The sequence below is a fragment of the Pseudoxanthomonas sp. 3HH-4 genome (assembly GCF_006716465.1).
Classification (GTDB): Bacteria; Pseudomonadota; Gammaproteobacteria; order Xanthomonadales; family Xanthomonadaceae; genus Pseudoxanthomonas_A.
In genome coordinates this window covers 1-18813 of the sequence record NZ_VFPB01000006.1, presented here as the reverse complement: position 1 = coordinate 18813, position 18813 = coordinate 1, and the positions used below count along the sequence as shown (strand labels likewise).

The following is an 18813-nucleotide window of genomic DNA, read 5'->3' as shown; positions in this document are numbered from 1 at the left end:
CCGATGTGATTGAAGTGGCGTGTTCCGCTGTCCATGCGCCTTCCCCGTGCCTTGCGACTTTAGCCGGCCGCGTCGCGCTTGCCCAGCCGCACTACACTGCGCGCCACCATGGACACGTCCTTTTCCTGTCGCCCGGGCTGCGCGGCCTGCTGCACCGCGCCGTCGATCACCTCGCCCATCCCCGGCATGCCGCACAGCAAGCCGGCGGGCGTGGCGTGCGTGCAACTGGACGATGCATTGCGCTGCCGGTTGTTCGGCAGGCCGGAACGCCCCGCGTTCTGCGGCACCCTGAAACCGGGGCCCGACATGTGCGGTGCCAGCCGCTCCGAAGCACTGGCACTGCTCGCCGCGCTCGAGCACGCGACAACGCCCTGAGGCCGGCAAGAGATCACGCCACCTGCGTGGAAATCCACCACGTGGTGCCGCCGGCATCGCGGAAGCCGCCGCGACGGTCGCCGTCGCCCTTTTCCTCCGGCGTCTGCACCGGGTCGGCGCCCGCCGCCAGCGCACGCGCCCACGTGGCATCGACGTCCGGCACATACAGATGCACGTGGCTGGCGATCGCGGGCCAGCCATCGGCGGCGTCGGCCAGCATCAGCACGGTGTCATCGATCCGGACTTCCGCATGCCCCAGCCTCCCTTCGCCGACCGGATGCATGCGCAGCGGTTCGGCGTCGAACACAGTGAGGAGGAACTCGACCGTACGTTGCGCGCCGTCGACGACCAGATAGGGCGCGACCGATGTATAGCCTTCCGGTTTCCAGGCCATGCGGCCCTCCTGCGATGCCGGCGCCGGATGCGCCACGCGGCATCATGCCGCAGGCGGCGTTGATTGCAGGTAATGATCCTTGAGCCGCACGTAGTGCGCGGCGGAATAGTGCAGGCTCTCGATCTCCTTGTCGGTGAGCGTGCGCGCGAAACGGGCGGGATTGCCCAGCCACAGTTCGGCCTCGCCGACCACCTTGCCGGGGCCAAGCACGGCGCCGGCGCCCAGGAAGCCGTACTTCTTCACCGTGGCGCCGTCCAGGATGCAGGCGCCCATGCCGATCAGGCACAGGTCCTCGATGGTGCAGGCGTGGATGATGGTGCCGTGACCGATGGTGACGTCCGCGCCGATCAGCGTCGGGTACCCGGCCTTGTTGTACGGGCTGTGATGGCTGACGTGGACGATGGTGCCATCCTGCACGTTGGTGCGGGCCCCGATGCGGATGAAATTGACGTCGCCGCGCAGGATGCTGCCCGGCCAGACGGACACGTCTTCGGCCAGTTCGACATCGCCGATCACGGTGGCCGCGGGGTCCACGTAGACACGCGGGCCGAGGACGGGAAAACGGTCAAGATAGGGGCGCAGGGAGGTCATTCGCGCATTGTAGCGAGCAGGCCCGATGCCGCCGGACTACACTCCGGCGTATGGACATGACCGCCACGCCCGACCTGAGCGCCACCCTGCAACGCCTGCGCGAAGCATGGCAGGCGAAGAAGCCCGACCTGGCCCAGCGCCGCGACGACCTGCAGCGGCTGCGCGAGGCGCTGAAGCGGCGGTTGCCGGAGATGGCGGACACCATCGCCGCCGACTTCGGCCATCGCTCGCGCCACGAATCGCTGATCGCCGACGGCATGACCGTGCTCAACGAGATCGACCACCTGGCATCGCACCTGCGCAGATGGATGAAGCCGCGCCGCGTGGGCGTGGGCTGGCGGTTCTGGCCGGCGCGCGCGGAAATCCGCCTCGAGCCGGTCGGCGTGGTGGGCGTGATCTCGCCGTGGAACTACCCGGTCAACCTGGCGCTGATCCCGCTGGCCACCGCCATCGCCGCCGGCAACCACGTCTACCTCAAGCCATCCGAGCACACGCCGCATACCACCGCATTCCTGCGCTCGCTGCTGGCGGAGGTGTTCCCGCTGGAGCGCGTTGCGGTCGCCACGGGTGGCGCCGACGTGGCGAGCGCCTTCGCCGCGCTGCCGTTCGACCACCTGGTGTTCACCGGCTCCACCGCCGTGGGCCGCAAGGTGATGGCGGCAGCGGCGGCGAACCTGACCCCGCTGACGCTGGAGCTGGGCGGCAAGTCGCCGGCCATCGTCTGCGACGACTTCCCGGTGGAACAGGCCGCCGCGCGACTGGCAACCGGCAAGTGGTTCAACGGCGGCCAGACCTGCATCGCGCCGGACTATGTGCTGCTGGTGGGTCGAAGCCGCCGCGGTGCACTGGTGCAGGCGCTGCGCGAACAGGTCGCCGCGCGCTACGGCGACCTGTCCGATGCCGGCGACTTCACCCGCATCATCAACGACGGGCAGTTCGCGCGGCTGGAAGGCTATCTGGACGATGCCCGTGCACGCGGCCACGAGGTCGTCGCGCTGGCACCGGCGCACGACCGCGCGGAGAGGCTGTTCGCGCCTTCCCTGGTGATCGAACCCGGCGACGATGCGAAGGTGATGCAGGACGAGATCTTCGGCCCGATCCTGCCGATCCGCACGGTCGGCTCGCTGGACGAGGCCATCGCCTATGTCAACGCGCACGACAGGCCGCTGGCGCTGTATCCCTTCAGCCACGACCGCGCGCGGGTGGAGAAGATCCTGCGCAGCACGCTGGCTGGCGGCGTCACCGTCAACGACACCGTGCTGCACTTCGGCATCAATGCGCTGCCGTTCGGCGGCATCGGCCCCAGCGGCATGGGCGCCTACCACGGGCGCGCGGGCTTCGACGCGATGAGCAAGGCGCTGCCGGTGCTGTGGCAACCGCGGTGGGCTGGCAGCGACCTGCTGAAGCCGCCCTACTCCAAAGTAGCGCGGTTCATCGACTTCATCATTCGCTGAGCCGGTCCGTTGCATTGCGGGCGGCGTTGGTCCGCGTCCTCGTCGAGAATCGTCGCTCCCGTTCGTCGAACGGGATGACCCCCTGCTGACGGACCGCCATGTCGACCACCGCCGTACCCGCCAAAGCCACCCGCCGCGAATGGATCGGGCTGGCCATCATCGCGCTGCCCTGCATGGTCTATGCGATGGACCTGACCGTGCTGAACCTGGCCCTGCCTGCCATCAGTGCCGAACTCGACCCCACGGCCAGCCAGTTGCTGTGGATCGTCGACGTGTACGGCTTCCTGGTGGCCGGCTTCCTGATCACGATGGGCACGCTGGGCGACCGCATCGGCCGGCGCAAGCTGCTGCTGATCGGCGCTGCGGCGTTCGCCGCAGCGTCGGTGATGGCGGCGTTCTCGCGCAGTGCCGAGATGCTGATCGCGATGCGAGCGCTGCTGGGCGTGGCCGGCGCCACGCTGGCGCCTTCGACGATGTCGCTGATCCGCAACATGTTCCATGACGAACACGAACGCCAGTTCGCCATCGGCGTATGGATCGCGGCGTTCTCGGTCGGCGGCGCCATCGGGCCACTGGTCGGCGGCGTGCTGCTGCAATGGTGGTGGTGGGGCGCGGCCTTCCTGGCGGCGGTGCCGGTGATGGTGTTGCTGCTGGTGCTCGGCCCGAAGCTGTTGCCGGAGTACCGCGATCCCGATGCCGGCAAGCTCGACCCGGCCAGCATGGTGCAGTCGCTGTTCGCGGTGCTCGCCGTGGTCTACGGCCTCAAGCGCATCGCGGAATACGGCATGGATATCCGCGGCATCGCGGTGCTTCTGCTCGGCCTGGGGCTGGGGGTGCTGTTCGTGCGTCGCCAGCAGCATCTGGCGTATCCGTTCCTGGATGTGACGCTGTTCCGGCGGCCGGCGTTCTCCGCCGCCATCGTCGCCTACGCGCTGGCCGGCCTGTCGATGATGGGCGTGTACATCTTCATGACCCAGTACCTGCAGCTGGTGCTCGGGCTGACGCCGTTGCAGGCGGGCATCGCGACCGTCCCGTGGTCGTTGTGCTTCACCGTCGGCTCGCTGCTCGCGCCGCGACTGGCCCGCCATTGGGGTGCGCGACGGGTGATGGTGCGGGGCCTGCTGTTCGCCGCCCTGGGTTTCGGTATCACCGCACTGGTGGTGCCGCCATACGGGCTGTGGATCCTGATCGCCGGCATGCTGGCGATGAGCCTGGGCATGGCACCGGTGTTCACGGTGGGCAACGAACTGATCATCACCACCGCGCCGCCGGAACGGGCAGGCGCAGCCTCGGCGCTGGCGGAAACCAGCGCGGAGCTGAGCGGCGCGCTGGGCATCGCCGTGCTCGGCAGCGCCGGCATGCTCGCCTACCGGCTGTGGCTCGACCCCGCCCTGCCCGCGACGCTGGGTGACGCCGACGCGACACGCGCACTGTCCACGCTGGGCGGCGCGGTCGCGGTGGCCGGCGAACTGGGAGGCCAGGCCGGGACGCTGGTCGGCGACACCGCACGTACCGCGTTCACCGGCGCCATGCGCGCCATCGCATTGTTCGGCATGGCGATGATGCTGCTGGCCGCCTGGATGTCGGCGCGGCTGATGCGCGACGGCGAGGGTGCGGCGCATGCCGCCGTGGCCGACGAGGGAGCCGGCGCCTGACCGGCATGCCTGGCTTAGAATCGCCGCCATGAAGATCGCCAGCTGGAACGTCAATTCGCTCAACGTGCGCCTGCCGCACCTCACGCAATGGTTGGGCGCGTTCGCCCCGGACATCGTCGGCCTGCAGGAAACCAAGCTGGAGGACCACCGTTTCCCGGACACCGCGCTGGCTGAGCTCGGCTACCGCAGCGTGTTCGCCGGGCAGAAGACCTACAACGGTGTGGCGCTGCTTTCGCGCGAACCCGTCAGCGATGTGCAGGTCGGCATACCGGGCTTCGAGGACGAGCAGAAGCGCGTGATCGCCGCGACCGTGGGCGAGGTCCGCATCGTGAACCTGTACGTGGTCAACGGCCAGGACGTGGGTACGGACAAGTACGCCTACAAGCTGCGCTGGCTGGACGCGGTGCACGACTGGATCGCGGCGGAGTTGCAAACGCATCCGAAGCTGGTGGTGATGGGCGACTTCAACATCGCGCCGGACGACCGCGACGTGTTCGACCCCAAGATCTGGAACGACGACCACATCCTTACCTCCACCGCCGAGCGCGCCGCCCTGCATCGGCTCTACGCGCTGGGCCTGCACGATGCCTTCCGCCTGCACAGCGACGAAGCCAACGTCTATAGCTGGTGGGATTACCGGATGGGCGGCCTGCGCCGCAACCTGGGCCTGCGCATCGACCTGACCCTGGTATCCGACGCCCTGCGTGGGCATGCGGTGGAATCGGGCATCGACCGCGAACCTCGCACCTGGGAACGCCCGAGCGACCACGCACCGGCCTGGGTGCGGCTGGGCGGTTGAACGACGGAAATGAAGAAGGCCCGGCGGATGCCGGGCCTTCTCCTTGCCACGGGCCTTGGGTGCGTCTCAAGCGCGCACGCGGCCGCAGCGAAACCGTTACCTCGCCCTGCCCCGGGTGAACAGGTTCACGATGAGCAGCAACACCACCGCACCGATGAAGGCGGTGATCAGGAAGCCTACCCAGCCACCGCCCAGGCCGAGGCCCAGCGTCGGCAGCAGCCAACCGCCCAGGAAGCCGCCGATGATGCCGACCACGACGTTCAGGATGATGCCCTGCGACCCGTCACGCTTCATCACCAGGCTCGCCAGCCAACCGGCGACGCCACCCACGATCAGATAGATGAGAAAATTCATTTCGTTGCTTCCTCCCTTGAATGGACAGAACCCCATGGCGCGGGGCACGCTTGAATCTTCAACGCGCGGCGTGAAACCGGCGTTAACTCACATGGGGGAAGCGTCCGTGCCAGCGCTTCATAACGCCATCGCCGCGGATGTGCACGCTGTACTGCACCACCCGGACGCGTCAGCGTGAGTTGGCGCGACGCACCGGCGGACTGGCGGCTGGACGGCATCGCGCTATGGCTGCTACCGCATGCTCCACGGCAGCGCGGCGAACCTGCGGCGCGCGAGCAACTTGCCCGCGTACTGGATCTTGCGCCCCACACGCTGCCGATCACCCGCGACACGCAGGGGCGGCCACATTTCATCGCGCCCTTGCACCATCTGGAATCCGGCTGGAGCCACAGCGGAGAAGCACTGCTGCTGGCGTTGGGCGAAGATATCGAACTGGGCGTTGACCTGGAACGCATGCGCCCACGCGCGCGTGCAATGGAACTCGCGCAGCGCTTCTATCACCCGGAAGAAGCCGCCTGGCTGCACTCTCTCGACCAGGACGCCCGCCTGCCGGCCTTCGTACGCTTGTGGTGCGCCAAGGAGGCGGTACTGAAGGCGCACGGCCAGGGCATTTCCTTCGGCCTGCATCGTTTCCACGTCCACCTCGATGAAGGTGCCGCGCGCTTGGTCGCGTGCGATCCCGCGCTCGGCCGCCCCGACGATTGGCGGCTGCACGAATGGGCGCCACGACCGGACTATCGCGCCGCGCTCGCCTGGCATCCGCGGGGCCGGCGCGAAGGCCTGCGATAATGCGGCGATGAACGACACCGCTTTTCCCGCCGACCTGCGCGATACCCTCCACCACGGGCTCGTCGCGCTCGGCCTCGACGCCGATGCGCTGGCACCGCGCCTGCTGGAGTATCTGGCCCTGCTCGATCGCTGGAACAAGACCTACAACCTCACCGCCATCCGCGACCCGCGCGAGATGGTCACGCGCCACCTGCTGGATTCGCTGGCAATGCACCCGTTCGTGGACGGACTCGCCGCGAACGGTGGCGCACTCGCGGACCTCGGCACGGGTCCGGGCCTGCCCGGGATTCCGCTGGCGATCGCCAAGCCGGGACTGCGCGTGACCCTGGTGGAGAGCAACGGCAAGAAAGCGCGCTTCCTGCGTGAGGCAGTGAGGACCTTGAAACTGGACAACGCCCGCGTGGCCGAATCCCGTGCCGAAGCGCTGGACGAACCGGAGGCCTACGACGCCCTCACCGCCCGTGCACTGGATGTGCTGCCCGGCATCGTCGAGGTGGGTGGCCACCTGCTGAAACCGGGCGGGGTATTGCTGGCGATGAAGGGCGTACGGCCTGACGAGGAGATCGCGGCATTACCGGCCGGGTGGTCGCTGCAGGCCCTGCACCCGCTGACCGTCCCGGGCCTGGTCGGCGAACGCCACATGGTCATCGTGCGCCGTGACTGAGCGACGCAACGCGGCCACGCCGAACCTGTAACTCCTTGAAAAGACTGGTCACGCCCGAATGCCCGCGCGGGGTTGTCCCTCGGGCTGACCGGGAGCGGGCGCCTTGTGCGTACCCTTCATTTCGCACGGCCCCGCCCGAGCCCGCATAATCCCCCCTCACCCCGTATTCGATAAGGCGCCCCTCGCATGGCCCGCATCATCGCCGTCGCCAACCAGAAAGGCGGAGTCGGCAAGACCACCACCGCCGTGAATTTGGCCGCCGCGCTCGCGCGCGCGCCGCAGCGGGTGCTACTGGTCGATCTGGATGCGCAGGGCAACGCCACGATGGGCAGCGGTGTGGACAAGCGCGAGGTGGAAGCGTCCACCTGCGACGTGCTGCTCGGCGAGGTGGAGGCGAAGGCTGCCGTGGTGACCACCCCGGAAGGTTTCGACCTGATGCCGGGCAACATCGACCTGACGGCGGCCGAGATCCAACTGATGGATGCGGACGGCCGCGAACAGCGCCTCAAGAGCGCGCTGCAGCCGCTGCGTGGCGACTACGACTTCATCATCGTCGACTGCCCGCCCGCGCTGTCGCTGCTCACGCTCAACGCGTTGACCGCCGCCGACTCGGTGCTGGTGCCGATGCAGTGCGAGTACTACGCGCTGGAAGGCCTGTCCGCACTGATGGAAACCATCGAAGCGCTGCGCGCACGACTGAACCCCACCCTGGAAATCGAAGGCGTGCTGCGCACGATGTTCGACATCCGCAACAACCTGGCCAACGCCGTATCGGGCGAGCTGACCACGCATTTCGGCGACAAGGTATTCCGCACCATCGTGCCGCGCAACGTGCGCGTGGCCGAAGCGCCCAGCCATGGCCAGAGCATCGTGGGCTATGACCGCACCTCGCGCGGCGGCGTGGCCTACCTGGGCCTGGCCGGCGAGATCCTGCGCCGCCAGGCCGACCGCAAGAAGCAACAGCAGCACATGGAGCACGCGTGATGAGCGCCCCGAAGAAGCGCGGCCTGGGTCGCGGACTGGAAGCCCTGCTCGGCCCGAAAGCCGCCGAGACGCCACCACCGGAAGCCCAGCCGGGCGAAGCGCTGCGTACGCTTCCCGTGCAGCAGCTGCAGCCGGGCAAGTACCAGCCGCGCACGGCGATGGACCCCGGCAAACTGACCGAGCTGGCCGAGTCGATCAAGGCGCAAGGCGTGATCCAGCCGATCGTCGTGCGGGAACTTTCGCCCGGCAAGTTCGAGATCGTCGCCGGCGAACGTCGCTGGCGCGCCTCGCAGGAAGCCGGCCTGGCCGAAGTACCGGTGGTCGTGCGCGACCTGGACGATCGTACCGTCATCGCGATGGCGCTGATCGAGAACATCCAGCGCGAGGATCTCAACCCACTGGAAGAAGCGCAGTCGCTGCAGCGCCTGATCAACGAATTCGCACTGACGCACGCCGAGGCTGCCGAAGCGGTCGGTCGCTCGCGCGCAGCGGTATCCAACCTGCTGCGCCTGCTGGAATTGCCACCCGCGATCCGCGCCCTGCTGGAAGCGCGTCGCCTTGAAATGGGGCACGCCCGCGCCCTGCTGACGCTGTCACCGGACCTGGCCAGCAAGCTGGCCTCCGATGCCGCCGAACAGGGCTGGTCAGTGCGCGAAGTGGAACACCGCGCGCAGCAGTTCGCCGCCGGCAAGGTGCCGGTCAACGGCAAGAAGGCCAAGCCCGCCAAGGCGGCGCCGCAGCCGGACATCGCCTCGCTGGAAACCGAACTGTCCGAAAGCCTGGGCACCCGCGTCACCATCGCCCATGGCCGCGGCGGCAAGGGCAAGCTGATCATCCAGTACACCGACCTGGACACGCTGGACGGCGTGCTGGAGCGGTTGCGCCCGCGGGCGTGATGCTTGTGCTTGCTGTAGGAGCGACGTAAGTCGCGACCGCACGCCATCACGCCACCGCGCCTCACTCCCGAAGCGGGCGCTGACGTCAGAAACCAGTCTCGTGCCGCAGCCCACGGCACGACGCGGGTATCGCGGCATGTCGGCGCCATGGTCGCGATTTACGTCGCTCCTACGCAAAGCACCGATGCCGACGCTGCATTACCATCCGGTTTCCGCTTCCACCGGATGCCCGCCTTGAATCTCCGCGTCGCCGCCCTCCTGCTTGCCTGCGTGCCCTTGCACGCGTTCGCCTTCGCCCCTTCCGATGCCGACCAGCGCTTTCAGGCGCTCTACGAGAAGGAATGGAAATGGCGGCAGGAACAGACCGGCCAGGCTGATGAGGACACCGACACCAGCGGCGACAAGCGCCGCCTGCCGGACGTGGGCGCCGAGGCGCACCAGGCGCGACTGAAGGTCTGGGAGCAGGTGTTGAAGGACCTGGATGGCATCGACGCAGCGGCCCTGTCGCCGGAGAACCGCATCAACCTGGCCATCTACCGGCCGCAGGTCGAGAACCTCGCCGCCGAAGTGCGCCTGCACGCCTACGAGATGCCGTTCAATTCCGACTCGTCGTTCTGGTCCAACCTGTCGTTCATGGCGCGCCGGCCGATGAAGACCGCCGAGGACTATCGCGCCTATGCCGCGCGCCTGCGCGATGTACCGCGCTACTTCGATCAGCACATCGTCAACATGCGCGCAGGCCTGAAGCGTGGCTTCAGCGTGCCGCGTGCGGTGCTGGACGGGCGCGACGTCTCCATCGCCACGGTGGCGGAGCTGAAGGATCCGGAGCAGTCCACGTTCTATGCCCCGTACAGGAAGATGCCCGCCAGCATCCCGGCCGCCGAACAGGAAGCCCTGCGCAAGGAAGTGCGCGACGCGATCGGCCAGCAGGTGGTGCCCGCGTTCGGCAAGCTGCTGACCTTCTTCCGCACCGAGTACGTGCCGCACGCGCGCACCACGCTGGCCGCGGAAGCCATGCCGGGCGGCAAAGATTTCTACGCCCAGCAGATCCGCGAATACACCACGCTGGAGCTCAGCGCCGAGCAGATCCACCAGATCGGCCTGGAAGAAGTCGCGCGCATCCGGGCCGAGATGCAGGAGGTCATCAAGCAGACCGGCTTCAAGGGGACCTTTGCCGAGTTTCTGACCTTCCTGCGCACCGACCCGCAGTTCTACGCCAAGACGCCACAACAGCTGCTCGACCGCGCGGCGTGGATTTCCAAGCGCGTGGATGGCGAGGTCGGCAAGTACATCGGCACGCTGCCGCGCGGGCGCTTCACCATCGTCGAGGTGCCGGCCGACATCGCGCCTTTCTGGACCGCCGGCCGCGGCGGGCTGGGCACGTACTGGCTGAACACCTACGACCTGCCGTCGCGCCCGCTGTACAACCTGCCCGCGCTGACGCTGCATGAGTCCTCGCCCGGCCATTCGCTGCAGGCCGCGCTGGCACAGGAACAGGGCGAGCAGCCCGCGTTCCGTCGCGACAACTACATCTCCGCCTATGGCGAGGGCTGGGCGCTCTACACCGAAAAGCTGGGCAAGGAGATGGGCATCTACGAGACGCCCTACGAAGATTTTGGTCGCTTGACCTACGAAATGTGGCGCGCCGCCCGCCTGGTCATCGACACCGGCGTGCACCACAAGAACTGGACCCGCGACCAGGCGCTGGCCTACCTGCGCAACCATACCGCGCTGTCCGAACACGAGGTCACCACCGAGGTGGACCGCTACATCTCCTGGCCGGCGCAGGCGCTGAGCTACAAGCTGGGCGAGATCGCCATCGTCCGCCTGCGCGGCGAGGCGGAGCGCGAGCTGGGGCCGAAGTTCGACATCAAGGCCTTCCACGACGCCGTGCTCAAGCAGGGCTCGGTGACCCTGCCGGTGCTGGAAGGCCAGATCCGCGCCTTCATCGCCGCCAGCAAGGCCGGCCCGGCCAAGGCGGCTGCGGCTGCGCCGTGATCGTAGGGTGGGCCCCGGCCCACCTTGCCCGATCCGGTCCTCCAGCATCGAACGCCACGATGCCGGGCCCGGGCCCGGCCTACGCCCGGCGGCAGTCCCGCAGGGCGGACCCCGGCCCGCCTCCGCCATCGCCCCCGCGACACCCCACCTAAGTGCTTGCGGGGCAAGGGAAACATCGGCATAATGCGCGGCTCGCTGCGTCCGGAATGCCCGGATCTGCGGCCGGAAGCGCGATTCCGGCTTGGGTCAGCAGCGGTTTTCCTGCCGTATCGCGTGGTGTCCGTCCTGCCCTGCAGGCCGTCCACTGGGCCGCCGTCTCCCGGGCTACGGGCGACACAATTACTCATCGAGGTGCGTATGTCCCGCGTATGCCAAGTGTCCGGCAAGCGTGTGATGACGGGTAACAACGTCAGCCACGCCAACAACAAGACCCGTCGTCGTTTCCTGCCCAACCTGCACGAGCGCCGCTTCTGGGTTGCCAGCGAAAACCGCTGGGTCAAGCTGAAAGTCTCCGCGCATGCACTGCGCACCATCGACAAGAACGGCATCGACTCCGTCCTGGCCGAGCTGCGCGCGCGCGGCGAGAAGATCTGAGGAGTAATCGAACATGGCATCCAAGCGCGACAAGATCCGTCTGATCTCCTCGGCCAACACCGGCCACTTCTACACGACGGACAAGAACAAGAAGAACACCCCGGGCAAGATGGAAATCAAGAAGTACGACCCGGTCGTGCGCAAGCACGTGATCTACAAGGAAGGCAAGATCAAGTGAAATAGCGGCGCGCGTGCTCTGCATGCGCCTGTGCCGCTATTTCACCCCGGCGAAGGCCGGGGTCCAGCGCCTCCCAGAAAGCCCCGCTTCGGCGGGGCTTTCTGCTTTTCAGCTTCGGAGAGTCAAAAGCTGCCCCTCATCCGCCCGCTGGGCGCCTTCTCCCCGCCCTGCGGGAAGAAGGAACTGCTTTCGGGTTTTCTTTACCCGCGAGCACCAGCAGAATCGATCCATCCCCCTCGGACGGATCCACCGCATGGACTGGTCCCTCGGCACCGCCCTGCTGATCGTCGACTGGCTGATCCGTCTGGCAGCGCTGTGGTGGATCCCCAGCCGCACCACGCCGGCCGCCGCGCGCAGCTGGTTGCTGCTGGTCGGTTTCGTGCCGCTGCTGGGCTTGCCGCTCTATCTGCTGCTCGGCCATCCCTGGCTGTCGCGGGAGCGCATTGACCGGCAGTCGCGGGCCACGGACGTGATACGTGAGGAACAGCGCCCGCTCAGTGCGTTGCGCTGGTCCCCGCGCGATGGCGCTGCCATCGAAATGGCGCCCCTGATCGAACGCCAGGGCGCCTTCATGCCCACCCATGGCAATGCCGTGGACCTGCTGGACGACTACGACGCTTCGCTGCGCGTGCTGCTCGACGACATCGACGCCGCGACCCAGCAGGTCCACCTGCTGTATTACCTGATGTTCGACGACGCTGTGGGCGAAGCGATCACTGCCGCACTCTGCCGGGCCGCAGCACGCGGCGTGGCCTGCCGCATGTTGCTGGACGCCGTCGGGGCGAAGCGCGGCTTGCGCGCCTATGCAACGCGCCTGCGCGCCGCGGGCGTCGATGTACACGACATGCTGCCGGGCGGCCTGCGCTGGCGACGCAGCGGACGCATGGATCTACGCAACCACCGCAAGGTCGCGGTGATCGACAACCGCATCGGTTACGTGGGCTCGCAGAACCTGGCCGCCGCGACATTCGTCCCGGGTCATCCGAACCGCGAACTGGTGGCGCGCGTGCAGGGCCCGGTGGTGGCGCACCTGGAGGGCGTGTTCGCCAGCGACTGGTACATCGAAACCGGCCAGCGGCTCCAGGTGCACCCCGACCTGACGGTGCAGGCGCAGGATGTCGCCGCGCAACTGCTGCCCAGCGGACCGGCGTATCCGTTCGAGAACGCGCGCGACGCGGTGAACGCACTCATCCACCTGGCGCGACGCAAGGTGGTGCTGACCACCCCGTACTTCGTCCCGGACGACGCCACGCTCAGCGCGTTGCGCATCGCGGCACTGTCTGGCGTGGATGTGCAACTGGTGCTTTCGGCCACCAACAACCAGACGCTGACCGCGTGGGCGCAGCAGTCGTACTACGATGAGCTGCTGGCCTGCGGGGTGAAGATCGCGCTGTACAGGCCGCATTTCCTGCATGCGAAACACCTGACCGTGGACGACGGCATCGCCTTGGTCGGCTCGATCAACCTGGACATCCGCTCGTTCGCGCTCAATGCCGAAATCGGCCTGGTCTGCTACGACACCGGGGTGGTCGCGCACATCCGCGCGATCGAGGCCGGCTACCTGGCGCACGCGGACCACGTCGAACGCGATGCCTGGCGGCGACGCCCCGGCTGGCAGCGCAGCCGGGAAGGCATCGCACGGCTGGCCGACTCGCTGATGTAGCGTCGGCACGCCCTCATGCAGCCTGCGCATGAGGGCCGGCAGGCCATTCGCCTACAATGGCGCCATGAGCGCTGCCACGACACCCCGCCTGCCGCCCTGCGACCTCGCGATCATCGGCGGCGGTGCCGGTGGCGTGCTGGCGGCGATGCAGGCACTGCGCCAGGCCACCACGCCGCTGCGCATCGTGATGATCGAGCCTCGCGACGTGCTGGCGCAGGGCGCCGCATATGCGACGTCGCATGGCGAGCACGTGCTGAATGTCCCCGCGGGCCGCATGAGTGCCTTCGACGACCGGCCTGCCGACTTCCTCGACCATGTCGTGGCCACCACGCCCGCCGGCGGTCCCGACCGCGAGACGCTGGCGCACGCCTTCATCGAACGTCGCCGCTACGGCGACTACCTGCGCACGCGACTGCAGGAAGCCATCGCCGCCAGTCACGCCTCGCTGCAGATCGTGCACGACAGCGTGCTTGAACTCGATGCGCGTGACGATGGCGCGACGCTGCGACTGGCCGGGCATGGCGCGCTGGAGGCACGTGGTGTGGTCCTGGCCGTCGGCAATACGCCCAAGCCGCTACCGGCACGGGGTGCACCGCAACTGCCGGAAGGCCATTCGATCGCTGCGTGGGATTTCGATGCGGTGAAGGCGATTCCCGTCGATGCCGACCTCTGCATCGTCGGCTCCGGCCTGAGCATGGTGGACACCGTGCTCAGCCTCGCCGACAACGGCCACGCCGGCACGATTCACGTGCTGTCGCGGCACGCGCTGCTGCCGCTGCCGCATTGCCACGGACCGGCTGCGACCTACGATCCGGCCCCCCTGCAGACGATGGACCTGCGCGCACGCATGCGCTTCCTGCGTGCGGCAGCAAAGCAGGCGGTCGCCGACGGTCTGCCGTGGCAGGCGGCCATGGAACGCATCCGCCCGCACGGCCAAGCCCTGTGGCAATCGATGTCGATCGCCGACCAGCGCCGGTTCCTGCGCCACGTGGTACGCCAGTGGGATGTGCACCGGCATCGCATCGCGCCGGAGGTGCACGCGAAACTGCAGGCCCTGCTCGATCGCGGCCAGTTGCGCCTGCATCGCGGCCGCCTGGACACGGTGATGGCCGAGGGACGCTGCCTGCGCGTGACCACGCACACCCGCGATGGCCGCACCGACGAGTTCGACGTCGACTACGTGGTCAACGCCACGGGTGTGGAGATGCGCGCACAGACCATGCGCAATCCGCTGCTGCACGACCTGCTGGGCAAGGGCCATGCGCAGGCGGGTCCGCACGGCATCGGCCTGAAGGCGGCGCGCGACGGACGCATGGTGGATGCGGAGGGCAACCCGCAACCGCGCGTGTTCATCCTCGGCAGCCTGCGCATCGGCTGCGTGTGGGAAAGCATCGCCATTCCCGAACTGCGCGGCCAGGCCGAGACCGCCGTACGCGAACTGTTCGCTGCCGTGCCCGCCTGATCGCCCGCCGCGGCACGCACCAGGCAGTACACTCGGCGACGGGTTGAGCGCCGGGAGAGGGTGTTGGTTTCCAGCTGGATCCTGCTGTTGGTGTCCGTCGGCTACGCCGCGCTGTTGTTCGGCGTGGCGTGGTGGGGCGACCGTCGCCCGATGTACCCCGACCGGCCCTGGCTGCGTCCGGTCGTCTATAGCCTGGCGCTGGCGGTGTACTGCTCGTCGTGGACGTTCTATGGCGCGGTCGGCAGTGCGGTGCGCAATGGCCTGGGCTACCTGCCCATCTATCTCGGCCCGGTCCTGCTGCTGCTGTTCGGCTGGCGCATCATCGAACGGCTGGCGTTGATCGCACGCAGCGAGAACACGGTCTCGATCGCCGACTTCATCTCGTCCCGCTATGGCCGCTCGCGCCGGCTCGCCGCACTCGTTACGGTGATCGCCCTGATCGGCGTGGTGCCGTACCTGGCGCTGCAGTACAAGGCCGTCGCGATGAGCCTGAGCGTGCTCAGCGGCGAAGGTGGCGACAGTTCGCACGGCTTCTTCACGGATCCCGCCTTGTATGTCGCGTTGTTGATGGCGCTGTTCGCCGCGTTGTTCGGCACCCGACAGGTGGACGCCACCGAGCACCACCACGGCATGATGCTGGCGATCTCGCTGGAATCGGTGGTGAAGCTGGTCGCGATGATCGCGGTGGGCGTGTTCGCCTATCTGTGGCTGGGCGAGAACAACATCCACGTCGCGGATTCGGCGCGCACGCTGTTCGAGAACGCGCCTCCGGTCGGCTTCATTGCGCAGACACTGCTCGGGTTCCTCGCCATCGTGTGCCTGCCACGGCAATTCCACGTGGCGGTGGTGGAATGCAGCGACGTGGGCGATATCCGCAAGGCGCGCTGGCTGTTCGGCGGCTATCTGGTGCTGTTCTCGCTGATGGTGATTCCGGTCGCCGCCGCCGGCATCGCCCTGTTTGGCGGCACCAATGTGGCGGACGACAGCTATGTGCTGGCGCTGCCGCTGGCGGAAGGTCGCACGGCGCTGGCGATCATCGCCTATGTCGGTGGCTTCTCCGCGGCGACCGGCATGGTGATCGTGGCCAGCATCGCGTTGGCCACCATGGTGAGTAACGACCTGGTCATGCCGGTGCTGCTGCGCCGCGGCTGGGCCGAGCATCATGCGGAAGCCGACGTGGCCTCGCGCGTGCTGTGGATCCGCCGCGTCGCGATTCTGCTGCTCGCACTGACGGCCTACTCGTACTACCGCAGCAGCAGCAACGACAGCACGCTGGCGTCGTACGGCCTGATGGCGTTCGCCGCAGTGGCGCAGTTCGCCCCGGGCCTCATCGGAGGCCTGTACTGGCGTGGCGCCAGCCGGCGCGGCGTGGAAGTGGGCATGGTGCTGGGCTTCGCCACGTGGATATACACGCTGCTGCTGCCCACGATGACCCAGGCCGGCTGGTTCGATCCGCACTGGCTGCATGCCGGTCCCTTCGGCATCACCTGGCTGCGGCCGCAGCAGGTGTTCGGCCTGAGCGGCTGGGACACGCTGACGCACGGAACGTTCTGGTCGCTGCTGGTCAACACCGGCGCGATGATGATCGTCTCCGCGCGCTCGCGCCCCGGCGTTGACGAACGCCTGCGGGCCGCGCCCTTCCTCGACCCCTACGCACAACGCCCCGCGCTGGTGGCCGGCGAATGGCCCGGCAGCGTGCGCGTGGGCGACCTGTGCACGCTGGCGGAACGCGTGGTCGGCGAGCGCCATGCGCGGCGCGCCTTCGCCGAGCAGGCGCAGCTGCTGGAGCGCGAACTGCAACCGAACGTTCCCGCCGACCGCGTCTGGGTACAGTTCACCGAACGCCTGCTCGCGGCCGCCATCGGCGCCGCGTCCGCGCGCATCGTGCTGACCAGCGTGCTGCGCGGCTCGGGCATGGAGCTGGGCGAAGTGGTCGCGGTACTCGACCAGGCCGGCCAGGAGCTTCGCTTCAACCGCGAAATCCTGTCCACCACGCTGGAAAACATCAGCGCCGGTGTCAGCGTGGTCGATCCCGACATGCGGCTGGTGGCATGGAACCGCCGCTACCAGCAGATGTTCGGCTATCCCGACGGCATGCTCTACGTCGGCCGTCCGGTGGCCGACCTGATCCGCTACAACGCGGAACGCGGCGAACTGGGCGATGGCGACATCGACGAACAGATCAACAAGCGCATCCGCTACATGCGCGCGGGCTCGCCGCATATTTTCGAGCGCGTGCGCGCCGATGGCCAGGTCATCGAGATGCGCGGGCAACCCTTGCCCGGCGGTGGCTACGTCACCAGCTACAACGACATCACCGACTTCAAGCATGCCGAAGCACAGCTGCTGGAAACCAATGAAACACTGGAACAGCGCGTGGCCGAACGCAGCCAGGCCGCCGAGCATGCGCAGCAGTCGCGCACGCGCTTCCTCGCCGCCATCAGCCACGATGTGCTGCAGCCACTGAACGCGGCGCGCCTGTTCGTCAGCGCGCTGCGCGACAGCGAGCAGGGTGCGGATGCACAGGCCCAGGAACGCCAGCACCTGGCCGAGCGTGTCGACGCTTCGCTGCGCGCCGCCGAGGAACTGCTGGATGGTCTGCTGGATGTCTCCCGCCTGGATGCCGGCGGGCTGCAGACGCAGATCAGCGATTTCGATGCGGGCGAACTGTTGCGCGAACTCGCGGCACAGTACGCACCGGTCGCCGCAGGCCGCGGGATCAGGCTGCGCGTGCACGCGCGCCCCATCCCCGTGCGCAGCGACCGCCGCCTGTTGCGCCGTGTGCTGCAGAACTTCCTCGCCAACGCGCTGCGCTACACGCGCGACGGCCGCATCGTGATCGGCATGCGCGCGCAGGCCGACAAGGTGGTCTTGCAGGTCTGGGATACCGGCCCCGGCATTCCCGAGAACCACATGCGGCAGATCTACGACGAGTTCCATCGCTACCAGCAACCGTTCGACTGGGGCGAACGCGGCCTCGGCCTGGGACTGTCGATCTGCCAGCGCATCTCCCGCCTTCTGCAGCACGAACTGGATGCACGCAGCAAGGTCGACCACGGCAGCATGTTTTCCATCGTCGTGCCGCGCGGCAACCCCACGAGCGAACGGCGCACATCGCCACGACGCACCGCGCTTGCAAACGATTCGCTTGCAGGGCTGCGCGTGCTGTGCGTGGACAACGACCGCGAAATCATCGACGGCATGCAGGCCTTGCTGGGCCGCTGGCAGGTGGAAGTGATCACCGCCACCACGGTGGACGAAGCACTGGAGAAGATCGCACAAGCACCCACCGTGATGTTGGTGGATTACCACCTGCACGACCGCCTCGACGGCCTTGCCACGCTCGACGCCCTGCGCGCCGCCAGCCCCGGCCCGATTGCCGGCGCCCTGCTCACCGCCGACGGCCGCGACGAACTGAAACGCGAAGCCCGCGAACGCGGATACCGCCTGCTTACCAAGCCGGTGAAACCCGCCTCGCTACGCGCATTCCTCGCCGCCCATCATGTCCCCGTGTCGTTACCCGTGACGGATTGAAGGTGCCCCGCGGCCATTCACCCACCTTCCTAGCCCAAAGCCTGCCGTCCCAGCGCCTTTTGCGCAACGCGCTGCACGACCCGAAAAGGCACCCGCCTGCAATCAGCACCGCCGCCCCTCCACGCAAGAGGCGCGCACGCCAAGTCCGTTACCGCCCCGCGTTCGCCCTGCTATCTGACGACCACCCTACCTGCCGCAAATATCACCAACGGCTCACTCCCCCTTTCCCAATCGTCACGTCTCGTAATGCATTGAATGGAAAGGCGATCCCCTTGTTGACGCCCAATCCCTCCACCTGAATACTCCGCGTTATCACCCCGAAATGGGGTCTACTAGGTGTTAGGCCTCATATGATTAGTCGCGACGAGTACGAGCGAGTCATCTCCACCTTCATTGTTGAGCTGAATCACATACTCCTGCACACACGGG

17 protein-coding genes are annotated in these 18813 nt (G+C 67.7%); 14 read left to right on the top strand and 3 right to left on the bottom strand.

The window, feature by feature from the left end:
- The first annotated feature begins 108 nt into the window (after nt 1-108).
- Nucleotides 109-375: a YkgJ family cysteine cluster protein gene (locus FB548_RS19055; RefSeq protein ID WP_142125941.1), complete on the top strand. Its 267-nt coding sequence runs from the start codon at nt 109-111 to the stop codon at nt 373-375.
- A 13-nt stretch (nt 376-388) separates the two neighbouring features.
- Here FB548_RS19055 and FB548_RS16695 read toward each other — a convergent pair whose 3' ends face one another.
- The gene (locus tag FB548_RS16695) at nt 389-769 is read right to left on the bottom strand and encodes a VOC family protein (protein ID WP_142125940.1); all 381 of its coding nucleotides are present in this window, start codon (nt 767-769) and stop codon (nt 389-391) included.
- A gap of 42 nt (nt 770-811) precedes the next feature.
- Nucleotides 812-1360 carry a gamma carbonic anhydrase family protein gene (locus FB548_RS16690; RefSeq protein WP_142125939.1) on the bottom strand — a complete coding sequence of 183 codons (549 nt, stop codon included), beginning with the start codon at nt 1358-1360 and terminating at the stop codon, nt 812-814.
- Between the two features lie 56 nt (nt 1361-1416).
- Between FB548_RS16690 and FB548_RS16685 the strand changes: the two genes are divergently transcribed.
- From FB548_RS16685 to xth, 3 genes are all read left to right on the top strand, one after another.
- Nucleotides 1417-2814: a coniferyl aldehyde dehydrogenase gene (locus tag FB548_RS16685; RefSeq protein ID WP_255470604.1), complete on the top strand. Its 1398-nt coding sequence runs from the start codon at nt 1417-1419 to the stop codon at nt 2812-2814.
- A gap of 98 nt (nt 2815-2912) precedes the next feature.
- Nucleotides 2913-4469, top strand: a complete 1557-nt coding sequence (locus FB548_RS16680; RefSeq protein ID WP_142125937.1) for an MFS transporter — start codon at nt 2913-2915, stop codon at nt 4467-4469.
- 28 nt (nt 4470-4497) lie between these two features.
- The gene (gene xth / locus FB548_RS16675) at nt 4498-5268 is read left to right on the top strand and encodes an exodeoxyribonuclease III (protein ID WP_142125936.1); all 771 of its coding nucleotides are present in this window, start codon (nt 4498-4500) and stop codon (nt 5266-5268) included.
- Nucleotides 5269-5364: 96 nt separating this feature from the next.
- Here xth and FB548_RS16670 read toward each other — a convergent pair whose 3' ends face one another.
- Nucleotides 5365-5622, bottom strand: coding sequence for a GlsB/YeaQ/YmgE family stress response membrane protein (locus FB548_RS16670; protein ID WP_142125935.1), 258 nt, complete (start codon nt 5620-5622; stop codon nt 5365-5367).
- A 174-nt stretch (nt 5623-5796) separates the two neighbouring features.
- Between FB548_RS16670 and FB548_RS16665 the strand changes: the two genes are divergently transcribed.
- The 10 genes from FB548_RS16665 (at nt 5797) to FB548_RS16620 (ending at nt 18384) form a co-directional block, all read left to right on the top strand.
- The gene (locus FB548_RS16665; protein WP_142125934.1) at nt 5797-6411 is read left to right on the top strand and encodes a 4'-phosphopantetheinyl transferase superfamily protein; all 615 of its coding nucleotides are present in this window, start codon (nt 5797-5799) and stop codon (nt 6409-6411) included.
- A gap of 7 nt (nt 6412-6418) precedes the next feature.
- The gene (gene rsmG / locus FB548_RS16660) at nt 6419-7075 is read left to right on the top strand and encodes a 16S rRNA (guanine(527)-N(7))-methyltransferase RsmG (protein WP_142125933.1); all 657 of its coding nucleotides are present in this window, start codon (nt 6419-6421) and stop codon (nt 7073-7075) included.
- Nucleotides 7076-7261: 186 nt separating this feature from the next.
- The gene (locus tag FB548_RS16655) at nt 7262-8059 is read left to right on the top strand and encodes an AAA family ATPase (RefSeq protein ID WP_142125932.1); all 798 of its coding nucleotides are present in this window, start codon (nt 7262-7264) and stop codon (nt 8057-8059) included.
- Nucleotides 8059-8955, top strand: a complete 897-nt coding sequence (locus tag FB548_RS16650; protein WP_142125931.1) for a ParB/RepB/Spo0J family partition protein — start codon at nt 8059-8061, stop codon at nt 8953-8955. Before FB548_RS16655 ends, FB548_RS16650 begins: the two co-directional genes overlap by 1 nt.
- A 225-nt stretch (nt 8956-9180) precedes the next feature.
- Nucleotides 9181-10953 (top strand): DUF885 family protein, encoded by a 1773-nt coding sequence (locus FB548_RS16645; protein ID WP_142126107.1) that lies wholly within the window; start codon nt 9181-9183, stop codon nt 10951-10953.
- Nucleotides 10954-11310: 357 nt separating this feature from the next.
- Nucleotides 11311-11547, top strand: coding sequence for a 50S ribosomal protein L28 (gene rpmB, locus FB548_RS16640; RefSeq protein WP_142125930.1), 237 nt, complete (start codon nt 11311-11313; stop codon nt 11545-11547).
- 13 nt (nt 11548-11560) lie between these two features.
- On the top strand, nt 11561-11725 hold the full coding sequence (gene rpmG, locus FB548_RS16635) for a 50S ribosomal protein L33 (RefSeq protein WP_027070918.1): 165 nt from the start codon (nt 11561-11563) through the stop codon (nt 11723-11725).
- A gap of 253 nt (nt 11726-11978) precedes the next feature.
- Nucleotides 11979-13388 (top strand): cardiolipin synthase, encoded by a 1410-nt coding sequence (gene cls, locus FB548_RS16630; protein WP_142125929.1) that lies wholly within the window; start codon nt 11979-11981, stop codon nt 13386-13388.
- 64 nt (nt 13389-13452) lie between these two features.
- Nucleotides 13453-14850, top strand: a complete 1398-nt coding sequence (locus tag FB548_RS16625; protein WP_142125928.1) for an FAD/NAD(P)-binding protein — start codon at nt 13453-13455, stop codon at nt 14848-14850.
- A 63-nt stretch (nt 14851-14913) separates the two neighbouring features.
- Complete coding sequence (locus FB548_RS16620) at nt 14914-18384, top strand: PAS domain-containing hybrid sensor histidine kinase/response regulator (RefSeq protein ID WP_142125927.1); 3471 nt, start codon at nt 14914-14916, stop codon at nt 18382-18384.
- The last annotated feature ends 429 nt before the right edge of the window (nt 18385-18813 follow it).